The following is a 17717-nucleotide window of genomic DNA, read 5'->3' as shown; positions in this document are numbered from 1 at the left end:
GCCGCGCCGGGTGGTCGTGGCGCGCTGTCGAATTCGGTACGCTTCGTTCGTCATACGGGAAAGGCGCGGGATGCGCCTTTGCATTCCCTTCCAGACGAACAGGACGACCGAATGAGCCACGAACCCGAATCGACCCTCGACCCTGGCGCGAATGGCGCGGGATCACCCGCTGTGCGCGCCTCGCTATGGTCCGAGTTGCGCGAGGCCATCCGCGGCACCAACGCCGACTACACGAAGATCCCGCTGCGCCGCGCGGTGTTCCTGCTCGCGGTGCCGATGGTGCTGGAGCTGGTGCTGGAATCGACCTTCGCGGTGGTCGACATCTTCTTCGTCGCCAAGCTCGGGCCGTCGGCGGTGGCGACGGTGGGGCTGACGGAAACCTACCTGTTCCTGCTGTACTCCATCGCGATGGGGCTGGCGATGTCGGTCACCGCGATCGTGGCCCGGCGCATCGGCGAGAACAAGCGCGAGGAAGCGGCGATCACCGCGGTGCAGGCGATCCTCATTGCGCTATTGGTGTCGCTGCCGTTCGCGATCATCGGCATCGTCTGGGCGAAGGACCTGCTGCGGCTGATGGGCGCCGACGCGTGGAGCATCGAGCACGGTTACCGCTACACGCAGTGGATGCTCGGCGGCAACGCGGTGATCATGCTGCTGTTCGTGATCAATGCGATCTTCCGCGGCGCCGGGGACGCGGCCATCGCGATGCGCGTGCTGTGGCTGGCGAACGGCCTGAACATCGTGCTGTGCCCGCTGCTGATCTTCGGCCTGGGCCCGATTCCTGCGCTGGGCATCGAGGGCGCGGCGATCGCCACCAATATCGGTCGCGGCGCAGGCGTGGCATTGCAGCTGTACGTGCTGTTCCATGGCGGAAAGCACATCCGCGTGACGATGTCGCAGATCGCCGTGCACGCTGCGGTGCTGTGGAACATCGTGCGCACCTCGCTGGGCGGCATCGGCCAGATGCTGGTGTCGATGACGTCCTGGATCTTCCTGATGCGCATCCTGTCGAGCATCGGCAGCGACGCGGTCGCCGGTGCGACCATCGCCATCCGCATCATGATGTTCACGCTGATGCCGGCCTGGGGCATGTCCAACGCGGCCGCGACGCTCGTGGGGCAGAACCTCGGCGCCGATCACCCCGAGCGCGCCGAAGCGGCGGTGTGGCACATCGGCTGGTACAACATGGCCTTCACCTTCGCCATGTCGGTCGCGTTCTTCCTGTTCCATCACGAGCTGATCGCGATCTTCACCTCCGACCCGGAAGTGATCGAGGTGGGCGGCGAATGGCTGAGGATCCTGTCGTATTCGTACTTCGTGTACGGCTGGTGGATGGTGTCGGTGCAGGCGTTCAACGGCGCCGGCGATACGGTCACGCCGACCAAGATCAACGTCGTGTTCTTCTGGCTGATCCAGATTCCGCTGGCTTATCTGCTCGCCATCCATCTGGGCTGGCAGTATTCGGGCGTGTTCTGGGCGGTGTTCGTCTCCGAGACCGCGGTGGGTCTGTTCACGCTGTGGCTGTTCTCGCGCGGCAAATGGAAAACGGTGAAGGTGTAGGGCGACGATGACGGGACACATTCTGGACAATCCGATCTGGGAAGCGCTGCGCAGCCGGCATCGCGGCATCGCTCTCGCGCAGGGTGAGGTGATGCGGTATCCGGCGCACATCGCGCCGTTCCTGGGCGTGCCTCGCGAGGGCGTCGAAGCGCGCGAAGCGCTGGAGGCGCTGCTCGCGCCCGGCGAGACGGCGCTGCTGCTCGACCGCCTTCCGCGCGTGCCGGAAGGCTTCGAAGCGAAAAAGCTGGCGATGCTGGCGCAGATGGTCTGCACGCGTCCGATGGACGAAGTCGACGGGCCGCAGATCATCGAGCTGGGCGAGGCGCACCGCGAGGACGTGCTCGCGCTGACCGCGCTGGTCTACCCCCATTACTTCCGCCCGTACACGATGCAGTTGGGGCGCTATTTCGGCATCTACCAGGACGGGCAACTGGCCGCGATCATCGGCGAGCGCATGGGCATGGACGACTGGCAGGAAATCAGCGCAGTGTGCACGCACCCGGAGTTCCTGGGGCGCAGTTACGCGCGCCGGTTGCTGGCGATGCTCAGCAACGACAACCTCGCGCGCGGCCGCACGCCGTTCCTGCACGTGGCCAACGAGAACGCCCGCGCGAAGGAGCTCTACGCGCGCGGCGGCTACGAACAGCGCTGCGACATAGCGTTCTGGTCGCTGCGTCGCGGCGAGGCCTGAGGCTGTCACCTCGTTGAAATGAAACCGTAGCAAAGTGGCGCCGTCGATCCCCGAGGCGCCCCCGATGAAGCCGTCGTTCCTGTCCGTTGCCGTGTCGTTCGTTGTGGCGCTCGCGCTGTCGCCCGCCGCATGGGCGCAGCATTACGTGAACATCGAGGAGCGGCTCACGCCGGAGCAGCTGCGTTCGGTGGGGCTTACGCCGGAGCAACTGGGCCGGCTCAACGGGATGCTGCGCGAGGCGCAGGAGCGATCGACGCCGGTTGTGGCGGCCGCTGCACCGACGACGGCGGCAGAGCCAGCCAATGCGCCGATTGCCAGCGCACCGGCGGCGCGTCATGACGACGAGGCCGGTCGCGATCGCTCCGCACTGATCGGCTTCAACGACGAACCCATCAAGAGCCGCCTGAAGGGTTCGGTCAGTGGCTGGGAGCCCGGCACGGTATTCGAGCTGGAGAACGGGCAGCAGTGGAAGGTGCTCAAGGGCGCGCTGAAATTGCCGAAGACGCTCGACGCGCCGGAGATCCTCGTCGTCCCCGGCGTCGCGGGTCGCTGGTTCCTGCAGGTCGTGGATGGGATGCCGAAGGCGCGCGTCTATCGCATCGACTGACGCGCGCGGTCGGCGTCATTGCTTGCGGCCGGGTGAGGGCGGCAGCGAATCCAGATAAGCCCATACCGCGCGCAGCTCGACGTCCTGCATCTGGCTGTACGACTTCCACGGCATCATGCGATGCAGGTGGCGGCCGTCGGGGCGCTGGCCGGTTCGCATCAGTCGAAGGAAGTCGGCTTCGTTCCACGTCGCCAGTCCGTTCGCATGCGGCGTGAGGTTGGCCGAGGGCGGCGTGCCGGGTTCGAGCACGAAACCGCCCGCGAAATCCGAACCGTGGCAGCCGGTGCACACCTGCGCGACGTATTTTCCGTAGGCGACGCTGGCCGTTGCTGGCGGCGCCGTGCGCTCGCGCGGCGTGTGGTCGACGCGTTCGGCCGGCACCAGCGGCAGCTTGCCGAACATGTACAGCACGCGGCCAAACGGATGCACTTGCGTGCGCCCCGGATCGGTGTCCACCACCGGAAGCGTTCGCATGAAGGCGACGATGGCGGCGACGTCCTGATCGTCCAGGTCCGTGTAATCGCCGGTGGGCATGATCATCAGCGGCGTGCCGTCGGGGCGGACGCCGTGGCGGATCGCGGCGGCGAGGCGATCGTCAGTCCAGGCCGGATCGCGCACGCTGCGCGTAAGGTTGCTCGGCACGATGCGCACCACGCCTGGCGCGTCCACCAGCAGCTTGCCCGCGCCGTCGGCGCCGTGGCAGTCGGCGCAACCGCGCGTGGCGAACAGATGGCGGCCGCGTTCCGGCGAGGCGCTGGCGACCGTGTCGGCCAAGGGCGGATCCTGCACGTGCCAGGTGCGCGAAAACGCCCGTTCGCTCAGGGCCCAGGCGGTCGCGAACACGCCCGCCACGATCGCCGCCAGCAAGATCACGCTCCAGCCCAGCCACTTCGCCACACGCCGCATTGCCTTGCTCTCAGGTGATGTGAACACCGATACGGGAAGCGGTGGGAGAACAGGCCAGCAAACGTTTCCCTTCTCCCCTTGCGGGAGAAGGTGGCGCGCAGCGCCGGAAGAGGGGACGCGCGAAGCGCGGTTACGCGCTTGCGCGCGTACCCCTCATCCGCCCTTCGGGCACCTTCTCCCTCAAGGGGAGAAGGAAAAGCCACCAGCGCACGTGTTCAGCCCGCGTCCTGCGCAAGACGCCGACAGAGCGCGGCCGTGGCCTCGTCCACCGGGAAGCAGCATTCGATGCGCAGTTCTTCCAGCGTCACGTCGCGTGGCGTGCCGAAGGTGGTGATGGTGGAGAAGAAACGCAGGCGGTGTTCGTCGCGACGCAGCACGGTGGTGAGCAGCGGCGTGGGTGCGGCTTCGACATCGCGCAGTCGCCAGCGCGCCGGAACGCCGGGGAAGGCGAGGACTTCGTCCAGCAATTCGCGCGCCGCCGTATCCGACGGTGCGGCGGCGATCTCGCCGTGCAGATGACGGATCAGGTCGCCGGCCACTTCCTCCCAGTTGTCGACGGCGGCGCGCAGATCGTCGGGATCGAAGATCTGCCGGATCATGTTCGTATGCGCGCTGGTGCGGCCGTGCATCACGAAGGCGTTGACGCGCATCGCGGCGGCGTTGGCCATGAGCACGTCCCAGTGCCGGTTCAGCACGAACGCCGGATACGGTTCCTGCTGGGCGAGGATGAACTCGATCGCGCGCCGCACCTGCGCCAGTTCCGGTGTCGCCAGCGCGGTTTCGGGATAGCGCGGCGCGTAGCCGGCGGCGACCAGCAGGGCGTTGCGCTCGCGCAGCGGCATGTCGAGTGCGTCGGCGAGGCGGGCGATCATGTCGCGGCTGGGCTGCGACTTGCCGGTTTCCACGCAACTGAGATGGCGCGCCGAGACACCGGCGTCGAGCGCGAGGTCGAGCTGGCTCAGCCGACGCGCCGCGCGCCATTCGCGCAGGAGCGAGCCCAGTCGCGATGCGTCGGAAGTGGCGGCGGTGGACGGGGCGGCGCGGTTCACGCGGCGAGCATACGGGGCGCGCCGCAGCGATTCCATGACCTGCCAGGTCATGGCCGCATGACCTGCGGCCTCGTTGAGACCATGACCGCGCGGGCGAATGATGCGCTCCAGGCCGGGGCGGTCCCGGCATGGAGTTCTCCCATGCAACGCAGGCAATTCCTGGGTCTGGGCGTCGGCGCGCTGGCCGCCGGCCTGGTCGATCGCAGCGCCTTCGCGCATGTCGCGTCGTCGCCCGTCGTGCACACGTCCGACGCGGACGACGCCGCAGCGTTCCTCGCAGCGCGCCGCTTCGTGAGCACGTCGGCCGGTCGCATCGCCTACGTCGAACGCGGAAGCGGCGAGGCCGCGCTGTTCCTGCACGGATTTCCGCTCAACGGCTTCCAGTGGCGCGGCGCGCTTTCGCGGTTGTCGCCGCATCGTCGCTGCATCGCGCCGGATTTCCTCGGATTGGGCTACACCGAAGTTGCGCCCGGCCAGAGCCTGGCGCCAGACGCGCAGGTGCGCATGCTTGCCGAACTGCTCGATCGCCTGTCGGTCGATCGCGTCGATCTGGTCGCCAACGACAGCGGCGGGCAGGCGGCGCAGTTGTTCCTGGCGACGTATCCCGATCGCGTGCGCACGCTGCTGCTGACCAACTGCGATTCGCAGATCGAATGCCCGCCGCCGGCGCTGCAACCGGTGATCGCATTGGCGAAGCAGGGCCAGTTCGCGCAGCAGTGGCTGGCGCCGTGGCTGGCCGACAAGGCGCTGGCGCGCTCGCCGGAAGGGCTGGGCGGGCAGACGTTCACGCATGCGACCCACCCGAGCGACCAGGCGATCGACGTGTACCTGACGCCGCTGGTGCGCGAGGCCGCACGCACCAACGCCTTCGCCGTCGCGCTGGAGCGCAACTGGCTCGACGGCATCGGCCCGGCACTGAAGGCCAGCCGCGCGCCGACGCGCATCGTCTGGGGCACCGGCGATCCGATCTTCTCCGAAGCCGGCGCCGACCACCTGGATCGCGCCTTCGGCGTCTCGCGCGGGGTGCGTCGCGTCGACGGTGCGAAGCTGTTCTTCCCCGAGGAGTTCCCCGACCTCATCGCCGAGGAAGCACGGCGGTTGTGGGGCGTGTGAGCGAAGCGTGCCCCGCGCGCCCACCGACGAACGGGGGCGCGGGGCCGATCACCGTGGAGTGAACTGCGTCGGCCTTCACATACCGACGCGGCGGCCTCTGACACGCTGGCGGCCGCCCGCAGGCCCGCCGCTTCGGCGACCGCCCGGGCCCGGGAGCACACCCATGGTGCAGGCACGGCACGCAGTGCAGGCGATGAGCTGGGTCCTGGCCGCGATGCTCGCGGCCTGCGGCGGTGGGGGCGGGGGCGGAAACGAACAGATCCCCGGTGCGCCGACCGACCGACCGCCGACGTTCACCTCGCCCACGTCGGCCACCGTGCCCGAAGGCACCGCCGGCGTGTTCTACACCGCGGTCGCGACCGACCCGGAAGGCCGACCCGTCACGTATTCGCTCAATGGCGGCGCCGACCAGGCGCGCTTCATCATCAGTGCGGCCGGCGCGCTGCAGTTCCTCTCGCCGCCGGATTTCGAAGCCCCCACCGACGCCAACAACGACAACCTGTACCAGGTCACGCTGGCCGCCAGCGACGGCACGCAGAGCGCCACGATGGCGCTCACGGTGACCGTCACCGACGTCACCGGCGCGCAGCTGCGCGTGCGTCGCGTGGCGACGGGCATGGACTTCCCCACCTTCCTCGCGCCCGTCCCGGACGCGACGGGGCGCGTGTTCGTGGTCGAGCGCGCCGGCCGCATCCGCATCCTCAATCCGTCCACGGGCGTCATCGCGGCGACGCCTTTCCTGGACATCACCGGCCAGGTGTCCACCGACGGCGAACGCGGCCTGCTGGGCTTCGCGACCGCGCCGGATTTCGCCACCAGCGGCCGCTTCTTCATCTACCTGACGACGACCGACGGCACGATCGAGTTGCGCCGTTACCTCACGCTGACCAACAACCGCGATCAGGCCGATGCCGCTTCCGGCGACGCGATCCTGCGCATCGCGCACCCGCGCAACAACCACAACGGTGGATGGATCGGCTTCGGCCCCGACGGCATGCTGTACCTCGGCGTTGGCGACGGCGGCGGCAGCGGCGATCCGGACAGCAACGGCCAGAACCGCGGGACGCTGCTGGGCAAGATCCTTCGCATCGATCCGTCCAGCGATGCGTTTCCCAGCGACGCCAATCGCGATTACGCGATCCCCGCCGGCAATCCCTTCAGCGCGCCCAACGCGCCGGAAGTGTGGGCTTACGGTCTGCGCAATCCGTTCCGCAACAGCTTCGATCCCCTCACCGGCAATCTGCTCATCGGCGATGTCGGCCAGGGCACGGTGGAGGAGATCGACCTGATGCGCCCGGGCGATGCCGGCGCCAATTTCGGTTGGCCGATCCTGGAAGGCACGCGTCCGTTCCGCGGCGGTTCGACCACCGGCCTCACCCCGCCGATCGCCGAGTACCTGCACGGCACGGGCCCGCGCGAGGGCGATTCGGTCACCGGCGGCTACATCTACCGCGGACCGCTGGAGTCGCTGCGCGGGCAGTACATCTTCGCGGACTTCGTGCGGCCCAACATCTGGTCGATCCTGAGCAGCCAGTTCCTGATCGGCTCGACCATCCCGTCGGCGCAGTTCGTGCTGCGCAACGCCGACTTCACGCCGAATGCGGGCGTGATCGACAACGTCGTCAGCTTCGGCGTGGATACGTCGAACAATCTCTACATCGTCGATTTCGATGGCGACATCTTCGTCATCGAACCCGTGCCGGGCACGGGCGGCGGGCTGGCGGCCGCGGCACTGGCAGCGCCGCAGGCCCTGCCCGCACCGGCATCGGCGCCGACGATGTCGCGCGAAGAAGCAGCGCGGCTTGCGCGCGACATCCTGCGCGAGCGGTTGCTGCGTCGCTGATCCGGCCTGATCCCAACCCCTCTTCGCCGATGGGGAGAGGGGCGCGGCAACCGCCCCCGGACCGACGACACATCCGCACCCCGTCGCCAGCCACTACCATCGCCTGACCTACCTGGCAGGAGCCAAGTCATGCGATTCGCAGGCGGTTGGAGCAGTGTGGTGTGCGTGGGGTTGGCCTTGGCGCCGATGGCGGCCTGCGCGGCGGACGACGCCCCCGGGCAGGTGATGGCCATCGCCGACGACATGGTCGCGCTGGCGCTGGAGTACGACCCCACGCCGGCGTACTACGAGATCCTGCCGCTCAAGCGTCACGACTACCTGCCGCGCAACTCCGCCGCCGACAACGCGCGCCTGGATGCACGCGAGGACGAACTCTGGTCGCGCCTGCAGGCCGTGGATCGCGCGAAGCTGGACAACGATCGCGGCGCGCAGCTGGCCTACGCGCAGTTGCGCGACATGCTCGAAACCAACCGCGCGCTGCGCGTGTGCCATGCCGAGCAGTGGAACGTGAACCACATGTTCGGCTGGCAGACTGGTTTCACCGATCTGGCCGACCGCCAGCCCGTCGCCACCGCCGACGAACGCGCGCAGGCGCTGGCCCGCTGGCGCACGCTGCCGGCCTACGTGGACAACGAGATCGCCAACCTGCGTGCGGGCATGAAGGCCGGCTACACCGCGCCCAAGGCCGTCGTCGCGCGCGTGGTGAAGCAGCTCGATGGCATGCTCGCGCTGGAGCCGCGCAAGTCGCCGTATTTCGCGCCCGGCGAGAAGGCGAAGGACGCGGCGTTCGCCACGCAGTTCGAACAGGTGGTCGCGCAGCAGGTGCAGCCCGCGCTGCGCCGTTACCGCGATTTCCTCGTGAAGGAATACCAGCCCAAGGCGCGCGAGACGATCGCATTGTCCGCGCTGCCCGACGGCGCGCAGTGCTACCAGGCGATGCTGCGTTCGTACACCACGCTGGATCGCACGCCCAATGCCGTCTACGACCTGGGCGAGCGCACCGTCGCCGACAACCTGGCGCGCGTGCAGGCGCTGGGCAAGACGATGTTCGGCACGACCGACCTGCCGACGATCGTCAAGCGCGTGGACGAAGCCAAGGGCAACCGCTTCGCATCCGCCGACGAACAACTGCAGTTCTCGCGATCGCTGCTGGACGCCGCCCGTGAGAAGAGCGCGCCGTACTTCGCCACGATGCCGGTGCAGCCGGCGGTGGTGGAGCCGCTCAAGCCCGAGCAGCGTGGCACCGGCGTGAGTTCGCACTACGAACCCGATCCGGACGACACGCGCCCCGGCATCTACCGCATCAACCTGGACCACCCCGATGCCGACCGCCGTGGTGCGGCGGAGATCACGCTGGTGCACGAAACCTGGCCGGGCCATCACCTGCAGCTGGCGCTGGCGCGGCAAGTGGGCGAACGTCATCCGCTGTCGGCGCTGGCGTTCAATTCGGCCTACGCCGAAGGCTGGGCGCGTTATTCCGAAGCGCTGAGCGAAGAGGCCGGGATCTACACCACGCCCTACGCGCAGATCAGCCGACGCCTGTGGCCGGCGCGCGGCATGGTGGTCGACCCGGGCATCCACATGTTCGGCTGGACGCGCGAGCGCGCGGTCGCGTTCATGGCCGAGAGCGGGCGCTTCTCACCTGAGACCGCTGCCGACCTGGTCGATCGCATCGCCGCGATGCCCGGGCAACTCACCGCCTACGACTCCGGCGGCCTGGAGATCTTCGCGTTGCGCCGCGAGGCCGAAGCCGCGCTGGGCCCGCGCTTCGACCTGAAGCAGTTCCACCAGCAAGTGCTGGGCGAGGGCGTGGTGCCGCTGCGCTTCCTGCGCGAGCGGGTGGAAGCGTGGATCGCACAGGAGAAGGCGCGCGACGCGGCGGCGAGATGAGCCTGGGCGTGCGGGCGCGCGGCGATGCGTTCGCCGACGCGCCATGCCGCTGCGTGTGAAAGCGCGAGGCGTTTGCTCGGCCGCGAGTCAGCCCGATCGTCGTATGCTGTGCGCACCGACGACGAACGCCACGCGCGCATTCATGTTCCTGCCGGCGGATCCCCGCACACCCGACCTCGGAGACCTCCGCTCCCAATGCCCAGGCTTACCGGACCGTTGTTGATCTGCCTGTTGCTGGCCGCATGCCAGCAGCCGGAACCGGTGACGCATGGCATGGTGATCGAGGAAGTCGCCAGTCCGCAGGAAGGCGGCGCGATCAGCACGGCGCCTGTGAAGGTCGCGCCCGTCAAGCCGGAGGGGCCGCGCCAGGCACGCACGTCGATCCGCGAGGCCGTGCGCCCGGAGCCTGAACCGAAGAAGCTCTGGGACGCGCCGCTGGAACTCAGCGCGGGCGAGGCCTCGATCAGTTGCGACCTGGACTACGCGCAGCGCGGCGACGGCGACGTGCTGCAGGCGTTCGACCATGAGGCGCTGAAGGCCGCGCTGTCGCCCTGCGCCGATGCCGGTGTGGCGCGACTGCGTTACAAGGGCAAGATCACCGCCGAGTTCGGCACGCTGATCGAGCGCGTCACGCAGGTCGCGGACGAACTGGACATCGGCAAGCGCGTGCTCGACGTCGATTCCGCGGGCGGACAGGTCGAGGACGCGATCGTCGTGGGCGATTTCATCGCCGAATCGCGCTGGACGATCTGGGTGCGCGAGGGTGCGATTTGCCACAGCGCTTGCGTGTTCATCCTCAGCGCGGGCGACACGCGCATGATCGCCGGCCGCGTCGGCATCCACCGCATCATCCGCATGAGCTCCACCGCGACCACGCGCGCGCAGCTCAACGCCGAGCTGCGCGTGGTGTACGACCGGGTGCGCGATTACCTGGAGCGCAACGGCGCCGCGACCGCGGTGGCGGACCTGATGATGGCCGTGCCCAACCGCGGGCTGCGCCTGCTCACGCCGGAGGAGTTGCAGCTCTATGGCCTGGACGGCGTGAACCCGGCGCAGGACGATCTGGACCGGCTGCGCCTGATGCGCAAGTGCGGCGAGGATTTCGTCAACCGGCGCGATTCCTTCGTGCGTGCCTTCGACAAGCGCTGCAAGACGCCGGACACCGATCTGGATGCCCTCAACGCCTGCGGTCTGTCGTTGCGCACCGATTTCGGTTTCCCGGATCGCGCGTGCCCGGCGGAGAGTCCGCTGTCGGAATTCGACCGCGATACGGCGACGGTCACGCCGCCGCAAGGTCCGCAGAGCGTGTCCAAGGCGGCAGCGGCGAAGCAGGGCGGGGATAGCTGAGGTCCCGGCCTTCGGCGCGTGGGCACTCGCGCAAATTACTTCATCGTCATTCCCGCGAAGGCGGGGCTGTTGGGCCGCCGCACGCGGCACTATCCAGGGACTTTCCAGGCTTTCCCTGGAGTTTTTGAATTCCAGCTTTCGCTGGAATGACGTGAGATGGCTGAGGGCATGACAGCCTGGGTCCCGGCCTTCGCCGGGATGACGGGTTTCGTGGCGCGACCGTTTCGTCGGATTGGTCCCGGGTGCCGCCGCGACGACCAAGCCACACCGCCCTCCCACACCCCCCATGCTAGTGTCCGCCGCAATCCCCTCCCGGAGCAGGCGGATGTTCGAAGAGCGCTATTCGTTGATGCGCGGCGGAATGATGTATCGGCTCACGCGCTTCGGCCGCCGCGGGGGAGAGGGATGGATGGCGCCGCCGGTGACGATCGTGCTGATGACGATCGTGCTCCTGCCCACCATCGTGCTTGCCGCGATGGACCGGACCCTGCTGGGCGGCGTGCAGGTGCCGTTGCTGCGCGACTACACCGTCTGGGCGCGCTTCGTGCTGGCCATGCCCTTGCTCATCCTCGCCGTGCCGGTCGCCGATGAGCGCCTGTGGCGCGCGATGCATCACCTGCAGGGGCTGGTGACGCCGGAAGACCAGCCGCGCTTCGAAGCGGTGCTCGCGCGCGTGCGGCGCTGGCGAGATTCGGTGATCCCCGAATTGCTGCTGTTCGTGCTGGCGGTCGCCGGCGCGGTGACCGTGGCCGCGCTGGACGTGTTCGACCACGTCAGCAGCTGGCGTCACGGCAATGGTCACGCGCTCAGTCCCGCCGGCCTATGGCTGCACTGGGTCGGCATGCCGCTGTTCCGCTTCCTGTGCCTGCTGTGGATGTGGCGCTTCCTGCTGTGGCTGAGCCTGTTGTGGCGGCTCTCGCGCCTGCACCTGACGCTCTATGTCGCGCATCCCGACGGCCACGGCGGGCTGGGCATCCTGGGGTTCGCGCAGGCGGCCTTCCTGGTGATGCCGCTGGTCGGCTCGCTGCTGCTGTGCGGCAGCCTGGCGGTGGAGATCGCTTACCTGGGCGTGACCTTGATGAGCCTGCGCTACGTGCTGCTGGGTTACGTGGTGATCGCGCTGACGGTGATGATCGCGCCGCTGCTGTTGTTCGTGCCGAAGCTGGCGGCGCTCAAGCGCGCGGGACTGATGGACTACGGCGTCATCGGCACCGATTGCGCCGAACAGTTCGACACCACCTGGGCCGGCCGCGCGCGCGGCGAGGCGCGGCCGATCCTGCATGCGGGCGATCCGTCGGCACTGGCCGACTTCACCGCGGTCTATTCGACGGTGGACACGCTGGTGGTCGTGCCGATCCAGCGTTACGTGCTGATCGCCTTCGTGGCGGCCTCCGCGGCGCCGCTGCTGCCGCTGGTGCTGCTGGTGATGCCGGTGGACGAAGTGCTCGACAAGCTGTTTTCGTCGATGGTCTGACGGGGCGCTTCAGGCGAATGCGTCGACGACGCGGATCTCCACGTCGTCCACGACCACGACCTGTCCCGCGCGAATCTTGCAGGTCTTGCGCAGTTCGACTTCGCCGTCCACGCGCACCACGCCGCTGGCGACGATGGCCTTGCCGGCACCGCCGCTGTCGCACAGGCCGACCAGCTTGAGCAGCTGGTTGAGTTCGACGTGGTCGCGGTCGAGTTCGAAATCGATGTGCTGCATGGACGGGGCCGGCGGGCGAGGGCGCTCAGGATACGCCTTCAACATACGCCTTCAACCCGTCGCACACAGCGCCCGCTTCTGCGCCGGGCGCAGCTGCTTGATCGCGTGCTCGGCGCGGCTGGCCGACGCGCGGTCCGGATGCGGAAACTGCCCCAGCAACCGCACCGGCGGACGCGAACGCGTGTAGCGCGCGCCCTTGCCGGCGAGGTGCTGCGCGTAGCGGCGCGCGACATCGGTGGTGATGCCGGTGTACAGGCTGCCGTCGCGGCATTCCAGCAGGTAGACGTACCAGGTCGCGCTCATTCCAGGTAATCGTACAGGCGGTAGATCCACGACAGCTCGTACACGATGGCGAACGCCACGAACGCGCGATGGAACCGTTCCGAACCCACCTTCATCGCCACCAGGCACAGCGCGACGTAGACCGCGTTGCGGATGGGGTACTCGATGCCGAAGTGGTGGTAGTACGGCTTGCCCTTGATCAGCGTGTCGATGAAGTCGATCACGTACAGGCAGGCCATGATCCCGAAGAACCAGCTGCGCCGTGACTGGAAGTAATCGCGCCAGCCGCTGTAGTCGGCCAGGTCGTCAGGGAACAGCAGCGTGCACAGCAGGAACAGCACGACGACGTACAGGATCAGGAACGCGTAGGAGGTGAACGTCCACGGGTGCACGCGCACCAGGCCGAACTCCCACCACCAGAAGTGCACCAGCAGGATGAACATCGACAGCGCCCAGCCCAGGTGCACGCCGTAGATGCGCTCGCGTCCGGGGTGCTGGACGAACTTCGCCAGGCCCTTGAGGAGCGTCGTCAGCGCCAGGCCCAGGACGATGCCCAGGACGATGCGGATGTGGACGAAGATCGGTTCGGTCGCGACGGCGGCGGGTTCCATGGCGCGCGAGGGCCGTGAAGGTTGGGCGCAGGGCCGGTGGCCGCAGGATAGGCCATCGTCCGCGGCATGGCGCGTTCACGCCCCCAGCTGCGATCATGGCGCATGACCGCATCCCCCAATACCCCGAGCGCCGCCCAGGCCCCCACGTTCGAGCGCCTGGAGCTCGCCCCCGCGCTGCTGCAGGGCGTGCAGACGCTGGGCTACACCCACATGACGCCGGTGCAGGCCGCGAGCCTGCCGGCGATCCTCGACGGCAGCGACCTCATCGCGCAGGCCCCCACCGGCAGCGGCAAGACCGCCGCCTTCGGCCTGGGCCTGCTGCACCGGCTTGATGCCACCCGGACCGAGACGCAGGCGCTGGTGCTGTGCCCGACGCGTGAGCTGGCCGACCAGGTCGGCAAGCAGCTGCGCAAGCTCGCCTTCGCCGTTCCCAATCTGAAGCTGTCGATCCTGTGCGGCGGCACGCCGCTGCAGCCGCAGTTGGATTCGCTGGCGCAGCACGCGCCGCAGGTGGTGGTCGGCACGCCGGGCCGCATCCAGGAATTGCTGCGCAAGCGCGCGCTGGATCTGAAGAAGCTGCGCACGCTCGTGTTCGACGAGGCCGACCGCATGCTCGACATGGGCTTTGAGGAACCGATCCGCGAAATCGTCCGCGCCACGCCGGCCTCGCGCCAGGGGTTGCTGTTCTCGGCCACGTTCCCCGAGGGCGTGCGCGAGATCAGCCGCGCGATGCTGCGCGATCCGGTGGAAGTGACGGTGGAGGGCGGCGAGCGCCACGGCTCGATCGAACAGCGCTTCTACGAGGTCGATCCGGCCCGCAAGACGCAACTGCTGGCCGCGCTGCTGCTGCAGGAGAAGCCGCAATCGTGCGTGGTGTTCTGCAACATGCGGCGCGACGTGGACGAGGTTGCCGGATCGCTCGCGCATTACGGCTTCACCGCGCTCGCGCTGCACGGCGACATGGAGCAGCGCGACCGCGACGAGGTGCTGGTGCGCTTCGCCAACCACAGCTGCAACGTGCTGGTGGCCAGCGACGTGGCGGCGCGCGGGCTCGACGTGAAGGAGCTGGCGATGGTGGTGAACTTCGACGTCCCCCATGACGCCGACACCTACGTGCACCGCATCGGCCGCACCGGTCGCGCCGGCAGCGACGGCGTCGCGCTGACGCTGTGCGGCCCGCGCGAGCAGGGACGCGTGGCGTCGATCGAGGAACGCGAAGGCGCGCCGTTGAACTGGTTCAAGGGCACGCCGCTGTCGGGCAAGCCGTCGAGCGTGCCGCCTGCGGCGATGACGACGCTGCGCATCGATGCCGGCCGCACGGACAAGCTGCGCCCGGGCGACATCCTCGGCGCGCTTACCGGGGATGCGGGATTGAAGGCGGATGCGGTGGGGAAGATCGACGTGTTCCCGACGCGTTCGTACGTCGCGGTCGTGCGCGGGCAGGCGGCGCACGCGCTGGCGCGGTTGCGTGAGGGCAAGATCAAGGGACGCAAGTTCCGGGTGAACCGGCTGTAGGAAACAGCTTGCCCGGGACCGTTTCCGATCCCGGGCAATGTCCAGAGGCGTGGAGCAAACCGCGCAACTAGCGCTGGTTGAACGCCCACCGGCCCGGCCCGAGCAGCGCCACCGCTGCGGCGCCGAAGAGGTACATCAGCTGCAGCTCGATCGCCCAGCCGCCCTGGTCGTTGAGGCGGCCGATGTCGCCCAGGTGCACCAGGTACAGCGCGAACAGCATGTTGATCACGATGATGATGCCGCCGATTCGCGAGAAGAATCCGGCGATGACCAGCAAGGGCGCGATGACCTCGCCGATGATCACGCCATAGGCGAAGAAGGCAGGAAAGCCCTGCGTTTCGACCAGCTTGAAGATGCCGTCCAGGCCGCCTTCGAGCTTGCTGATGCCGTGCAGGAAAACCAGTACGCCGAGCGTGATGCGGAGAATCAGCTTGCCGATGTCTTGCTGGGTGGTGCTGTTCATGGCGCTACCCCGTTTGGTCGGACCAGCGGATGGTCACGCGCCGCCGTCTCCGGCGCAACCGTCAGCGCAGGGGCAGGGACAGGCGGCGGCCGTGCCAGTTGAGGACCACGCCGTCGGCGGCGATCTCTTCCACCACCGCTTCGCCCACCCGGTCGCCCTGGGCCACGCGCGTGCCGTCGATGATCGCGAAGCGCTGCGCCGGGGTGGCGCCCCACATGTGCATGCTGATCTTCAGCGCCGGGAGCTGCTCGCGTTCGCCGGGCGAGAGATCGGCGAGGCGGACCGTGCCGCCGGCATCCGGCAAGGAAGGCAGGGTCGGGGCGGGGGGCGCCTCGGGTGCCGGCGTCGTCGCTGCAAGGGCGACGGGCGCTGCAGGCAACGGTGCGGCCGTTGCAGCGGCCGGAAGCTCACGCGCAGCGGGCGCGATGGCGGCGGGCGCCTGCGTCCGGGGCGTCGTTTCCACCGATGCCATCGGGGCGGCCGGGCGCACGTCGTGCGGCGCCGGTGTCGGCTGCGCGACGGGGCGCAGTGCGAAGGACGGCGCAGGTGCAGACCTCGCCATCGGTGCGGGCGGCTTGCTCATCGCCGTCCGCGGGTCGTGTCGATCTGACGTCTGCACAGCGGACACGGATGCCGCACGGCTTGCCCACTGGCTCCACGCCAGCGCGGTCGCCGCCATCAGCACGGCCAGGCCTGCGAACCACCACGGCCATGCGCGTCGGCGCGGTGCGGTGGCGTGGACGAGCGGCGGCAGTTCGGCATGCAGGTCCGGCATCTGGCCGCGGCGGCGCTCGGCTTCGGACTTGCGCAGGGCGTCGAGGATCAGCGACATCGCCTCATTTCGCTCCGTCGGAAGGCGCGGCCAGCGAGCCGAGCAGTTGCGGTGTCCCGCCGCGCGAGGCCAGCGCCATCAAGGTGGCCGGGCCGACGACACCGTCGGCGGTCAGGCCGTGGTCGAGCTGGAAGCGGCGCACCGCATCCTGCATCGCCGCATCGAAGACCGCCGGGGCGTTCGATGCGGGCAGGTAACCGGGCTGCAGGCGACGCGCGATCCATTCGACGACGGCGCCGGTCGCGCCTGGGCGCAACGGCGCCTCGCGCAGCGCGGCGGCGAACGCTTCCGCGTCCAGGCCCGGCGCATGCACGACGGGCGCCGGTGCGGTGGCCACGGGGCGTGCAGGCGCCGGAATGGGCGCTTCGGCGCGCGCCGGAGCGCGCATCCACCACCACGTGGCGAACCCGATCGTCGCCACCGCCAGCGCGGCCACCGGCACGGCGATGAACCAGCGACGACGGTGCGCATCGGATGCCTTCGCCGGCAACACCTCCGCGGCCGCGCGATCGACCCAGCGCGCATCCAGCATCGCCACGTCGTGTGCGTAGCCGGCAAGCAGGCTGCGTTCGGCGATCACATTGACCAGGCGCGGCACGCCGCCGGCATGCAGGTGGATGCGCTTCACCGCCGAAGCGTCGAACGGGAAGCGCGTGCCACCGGCGATGCGGTAGCGATGACGCAGGTATTCGCCGGTCTCGGCGGCGTCCAATGGCGTGAGATGGAAGCGCGCGGTGATGCGCTGTGCGAGCTGGCGCAGGTCCTCGCGCGCGAGCATGCGGCGCAGTTCCGGCTGCGCCAGCAGCACGATCTGCAGCAGCTTCTGCGTCGGCGTCTCCAGATTGGTGAGCAGACGCACCTGCTCCAGTGCATCGACCGACAGGTTCTGCGCCTCGTCGATCACCAGCACCACGCGCAGGCCTTGCGCGTAGGCATCGAGCAGGTAGGCGTTGAGCGCGTCGATGAGCGCCTTGGCGCTGCCGTGACGGCCGTCGAGGTCGATGTGCAATTCCTCGCAGATCGTCTCCAGCAGTTCCACCGGCGTCTGGCGCGGGTTGAGCACCAGCGCGACGCGCGTGTTCTCCGGGACCTGTTCCAGCAGCAGGCGGCACAGCGTCGTCTTGCCCGTGCCGACCTCGCCGGTGAGCTGCACGAAACCGCCGCCACCGCCCTGGGTGATGCCGAACAACAGGTGCGCGAGCGCATCGCGGTGGCGCTCGCTGAGGAACACGAAACGCGGATCCGGCGTGATCGAGAACGGCGGCTCGCTCAGGCCGTAGTGCTCGAGATACATGCGCTG

General features: G+C 68.8%; 17 protein-coding genes. 9 read left to right on the top strand and 8 right to left on the bottom strand.

Annotated features, from left to right (window positions below; all coding sequences use genetic code 11):
- The first annotated feature begins 111 nt into the window (after window positions 1-111).
- From JI752_RS03755 to JI752_RS03745, 3 genes are read left to right on the top strand one after another with little or no spacing between them, the layout of a single operon-like run.
- Entirely contained in the window at window positions 112-1560 is a 1449-nt protein-coding gene (locus tag JI752_RS03755; RefSeq protein ID WP_216959386.1) for an MATE family efflux transporter, read from the top strand.
- 7 nt (window positions 1561-1567) lie between these two features.
- On the top strand, window positions 1568-2251 hold the full coding sequence (locus JI752_RS03750; RefSeq protein WP_216959383.1) for a GNAT family N-acetyltransferase: 684 nt from the start codon (window positions 1568-1570) through the stop codon (window positions 2249-2251).
- A gap of 34 nt (window positions 2252-2285) precedes the next feature.
- Window positions 2286-2858, top strand: a complete 573-nt coding sequence (locus tag JI752_RS03745) for a hypothetical protein (protein WP_345777316.1) — start codon at window positions 2286-2288, stop codon at window positions 2856-2858.
- 15 nt (window positions 2859-2873) lie between these two features.
- Here the strand turns inward: JI752_RS03745 and JI752_RS03740 are convergent, their stop codons facing one another.
- Complete coding sequence (locus JI752_RS03740) at window positions 2874-3764, bottom strand: cytochrome c (RefSeq protein ID WP_216959379.1); 891 nt, start codon at window positions 3762-3764, stop codon at window positions 2874-2876.
- Window positions 3765-3979: 215 nt separating this feature from the next.
- The gene (locus JI752_RS03735) at window positions 3980-4864 is read right to left on the bottom strand and encodes a helix-turn-helix transcriptional regulator (protein WP_254200179.1); all 885 of its coding nucleotides are present in this window, start codon (window positions 4862-4864) and stop codon (window positions 3980-3982) included.
- A 90-nt stretch (window positions 4865-4954) separates the two neighbouring features.
- Here JI752_RS03735 and JI752_RS03730 point away from each other — a divergent pair, with 90 nt between their 5' ends.
- The 5 genes from JI752_RS03730 to JI752_RS03710 all read left to right on the top strand — a co-directional run bounded on the left by JI752_RS03730 (window position 4955) and on the right by JI752_RS03710 (window position 12480).
- Window positions 4955-5926: an alpha/beta hydrolase gene (locus JI752_RS03730; RefSeq protein WP_216959376.1), complete on the top strand. Its 972-nt coding sequence runs from the start codon at window positions 4955-4957 to the stop codon at window positions 5924-5926.
- Between the two features lie 163 nt (window positions 5927-6089).
- Window positions 6090-7769, top strand: a complete 1680-nt coding sequence (locus JI752_RS03725; protein ID WP_216959374.1) for a PQQ-dependent sugar dehydrogenase — start codon at window positions 6090-6092, stop codon at window positions 7767-7769.
- A gap of 129 nt (window positions 7770-7898) precedes the next feature.
- Window positions 7899-9659, top strand: coding sequence for a DUF885 domain-containing protein (locus tag JI752_RS03720; protein ID WP_216959372.1), 1761 nt, complete (start codon window positions 7899-7901; stop codon window positions 9657-9659).
- A 195-nt stretch (window positions 9660-9854) separates the two neighbouring features.
- Window positions 9855-11006 carry a hypothetical protein gene (locus JI752_RS03715; RefSeq protein ID WP_216959369.1) on the top strand — a complete coding sequence of 384 codons (1152 nt, stop codon included), beginning with the start codon at window positions 9855-9857 and terminating at the stop codon, window positions 11004-11006.
- Between the two features lie 325 nt (window positions 11007-11331).
- Window positions 11332-12480 carry a hypothetical protein gene (locus JI752_RS03710; RefSeq protein ID WP_216959367.1) on the top strand — a complete coding sequence of 383 codons (1149 nt, stop codon included), beginning with the start codon at window positions 11332-11334 and terminating at the stop codon, window positions 12478-12480.
- Between the two features lie 9 nt (window positions 12481-12489).
- On the opposite strand, the gene JI752_RS03705 is transcribed toward JI752_RS03710, so the two are convergent.
- Genes JI752_RS03705 through JI752_RS03695 form a run of 3 tightly spaced genes read right to left on the bottom strand, consistent with a single transcriptional unit; the run spans window position 12490 to window position 13607 of the window.
- The gene (locus tag JI752_RS03705; protein ID WP_216959365.1) at window positions 12490-12714 is read right to left on the bottom strand and encodes an RNA-binding S4 domain-containing protein; all 225 of its coding nucleotides are present in this window, start codon (window positions 12712-12714) and stop codon (window positions 12490-12492) included.
- Between the two features lie 51 nt (window positions 12715-12765).
- Complete coding sequence (locus JI752_RS03700) at window positions 12766-13017, bottom strand: GIY-YIG nuclease family protein (protein ID WP_216959362.1); 252 nt, start codon at window positions 13015-13017, stop codon at window positions 12766-12768.
- Window positions 13014-13607, bottom strand: coding sequence for a hypothetical protein (locus tag JI752_RS03695; protein WP_216959347.1), 594 nt, complete (start codon window positions 13605-13607; stop codon window positions 13014-13016). The genes JI752_RS03700 and JI752_RS03695 overlap by 4 nt, the downstream gene beginning before the upstream one ends.
- A gap of 102 nt (window positions 13608-13709) precedes the next feature.
- On the opposite strand from JI752_RS03695, the gene dbpA reads away from it, so the two are divergent.
- Window positions 13710-15122 carry an ATP-dependent RNA helicase DbpA gene (gene dbpA, locus JI752_RS03690; RefSeq protein WP_216959344.1) on the top strand — a complete coding sequence of 471 codons (1413 nt, stop codon included), beginning with the start codon at window positions 13710-13712 and terminating at the stop codon, window positions 15120-15122.
- A gap of 67 nt (window positions 15123-15189) precedes the next feature.
- On the opposite strand, the gene JI752_RS03685 is transcribed toward dbpA, so the two are convergent.
- The 3 genes from JI752_RS03685 to JI752_RS03675 form a co-directional block, all read right to left on the bottom strand.
- Window positions 15190-15585 carry a DoxX family protein gene (locus JI752_RS03685; RefSeq protein WP_216959341.1) on the bottom strand — a complete coding sequence of 132 codons (396 nt, stop codon included), beginning with the start codon at window positions 15583-15585 and terminating at the stop codon, window positions 15190-15192.
- A gap of 61 nt (window positions 15586-15646) precedes the next feature.
- Window positions 15647-16417: a general secretion pathway protein GspB gene (locus JI752_RS03680; RefSeq protein WP_216959338.1), complete on the bottom strand. Its 771-nt coding sequence runs from the start codon at window positions 16415-16417 to the stop codon at window positions 15647-15649.
- A 4-nt stretch (window positions 16418-16421) separates the two neighbouring features.
- Window positions 16422-17711 (bottom strand): ExeA family protein, encoded by a 1290-nt coding sequence (locus JI752_RS03675; protein ID WP_216959335.1) that lies wholly within the window; start codon window positions 17709-17711, stop codon window positions 16422-16424.
- Between the last annotated feature and the right edge of the window lie 6 nt (window positions 17712-17717).

The organism is Lysobacter sp. MMG2 (assembly GCF_016735495.2).
Classification (GTDB): Bacteria; Pseudomonadota; Gammaproteobacteria; order Xanthomonadales; family Xanthomonadaceae; genus Lysobacter_J.
Note: the sequence above shows the minus strand (reverse complement) of the source record. Positions and strands in the feature narration are given on the sequence as shown.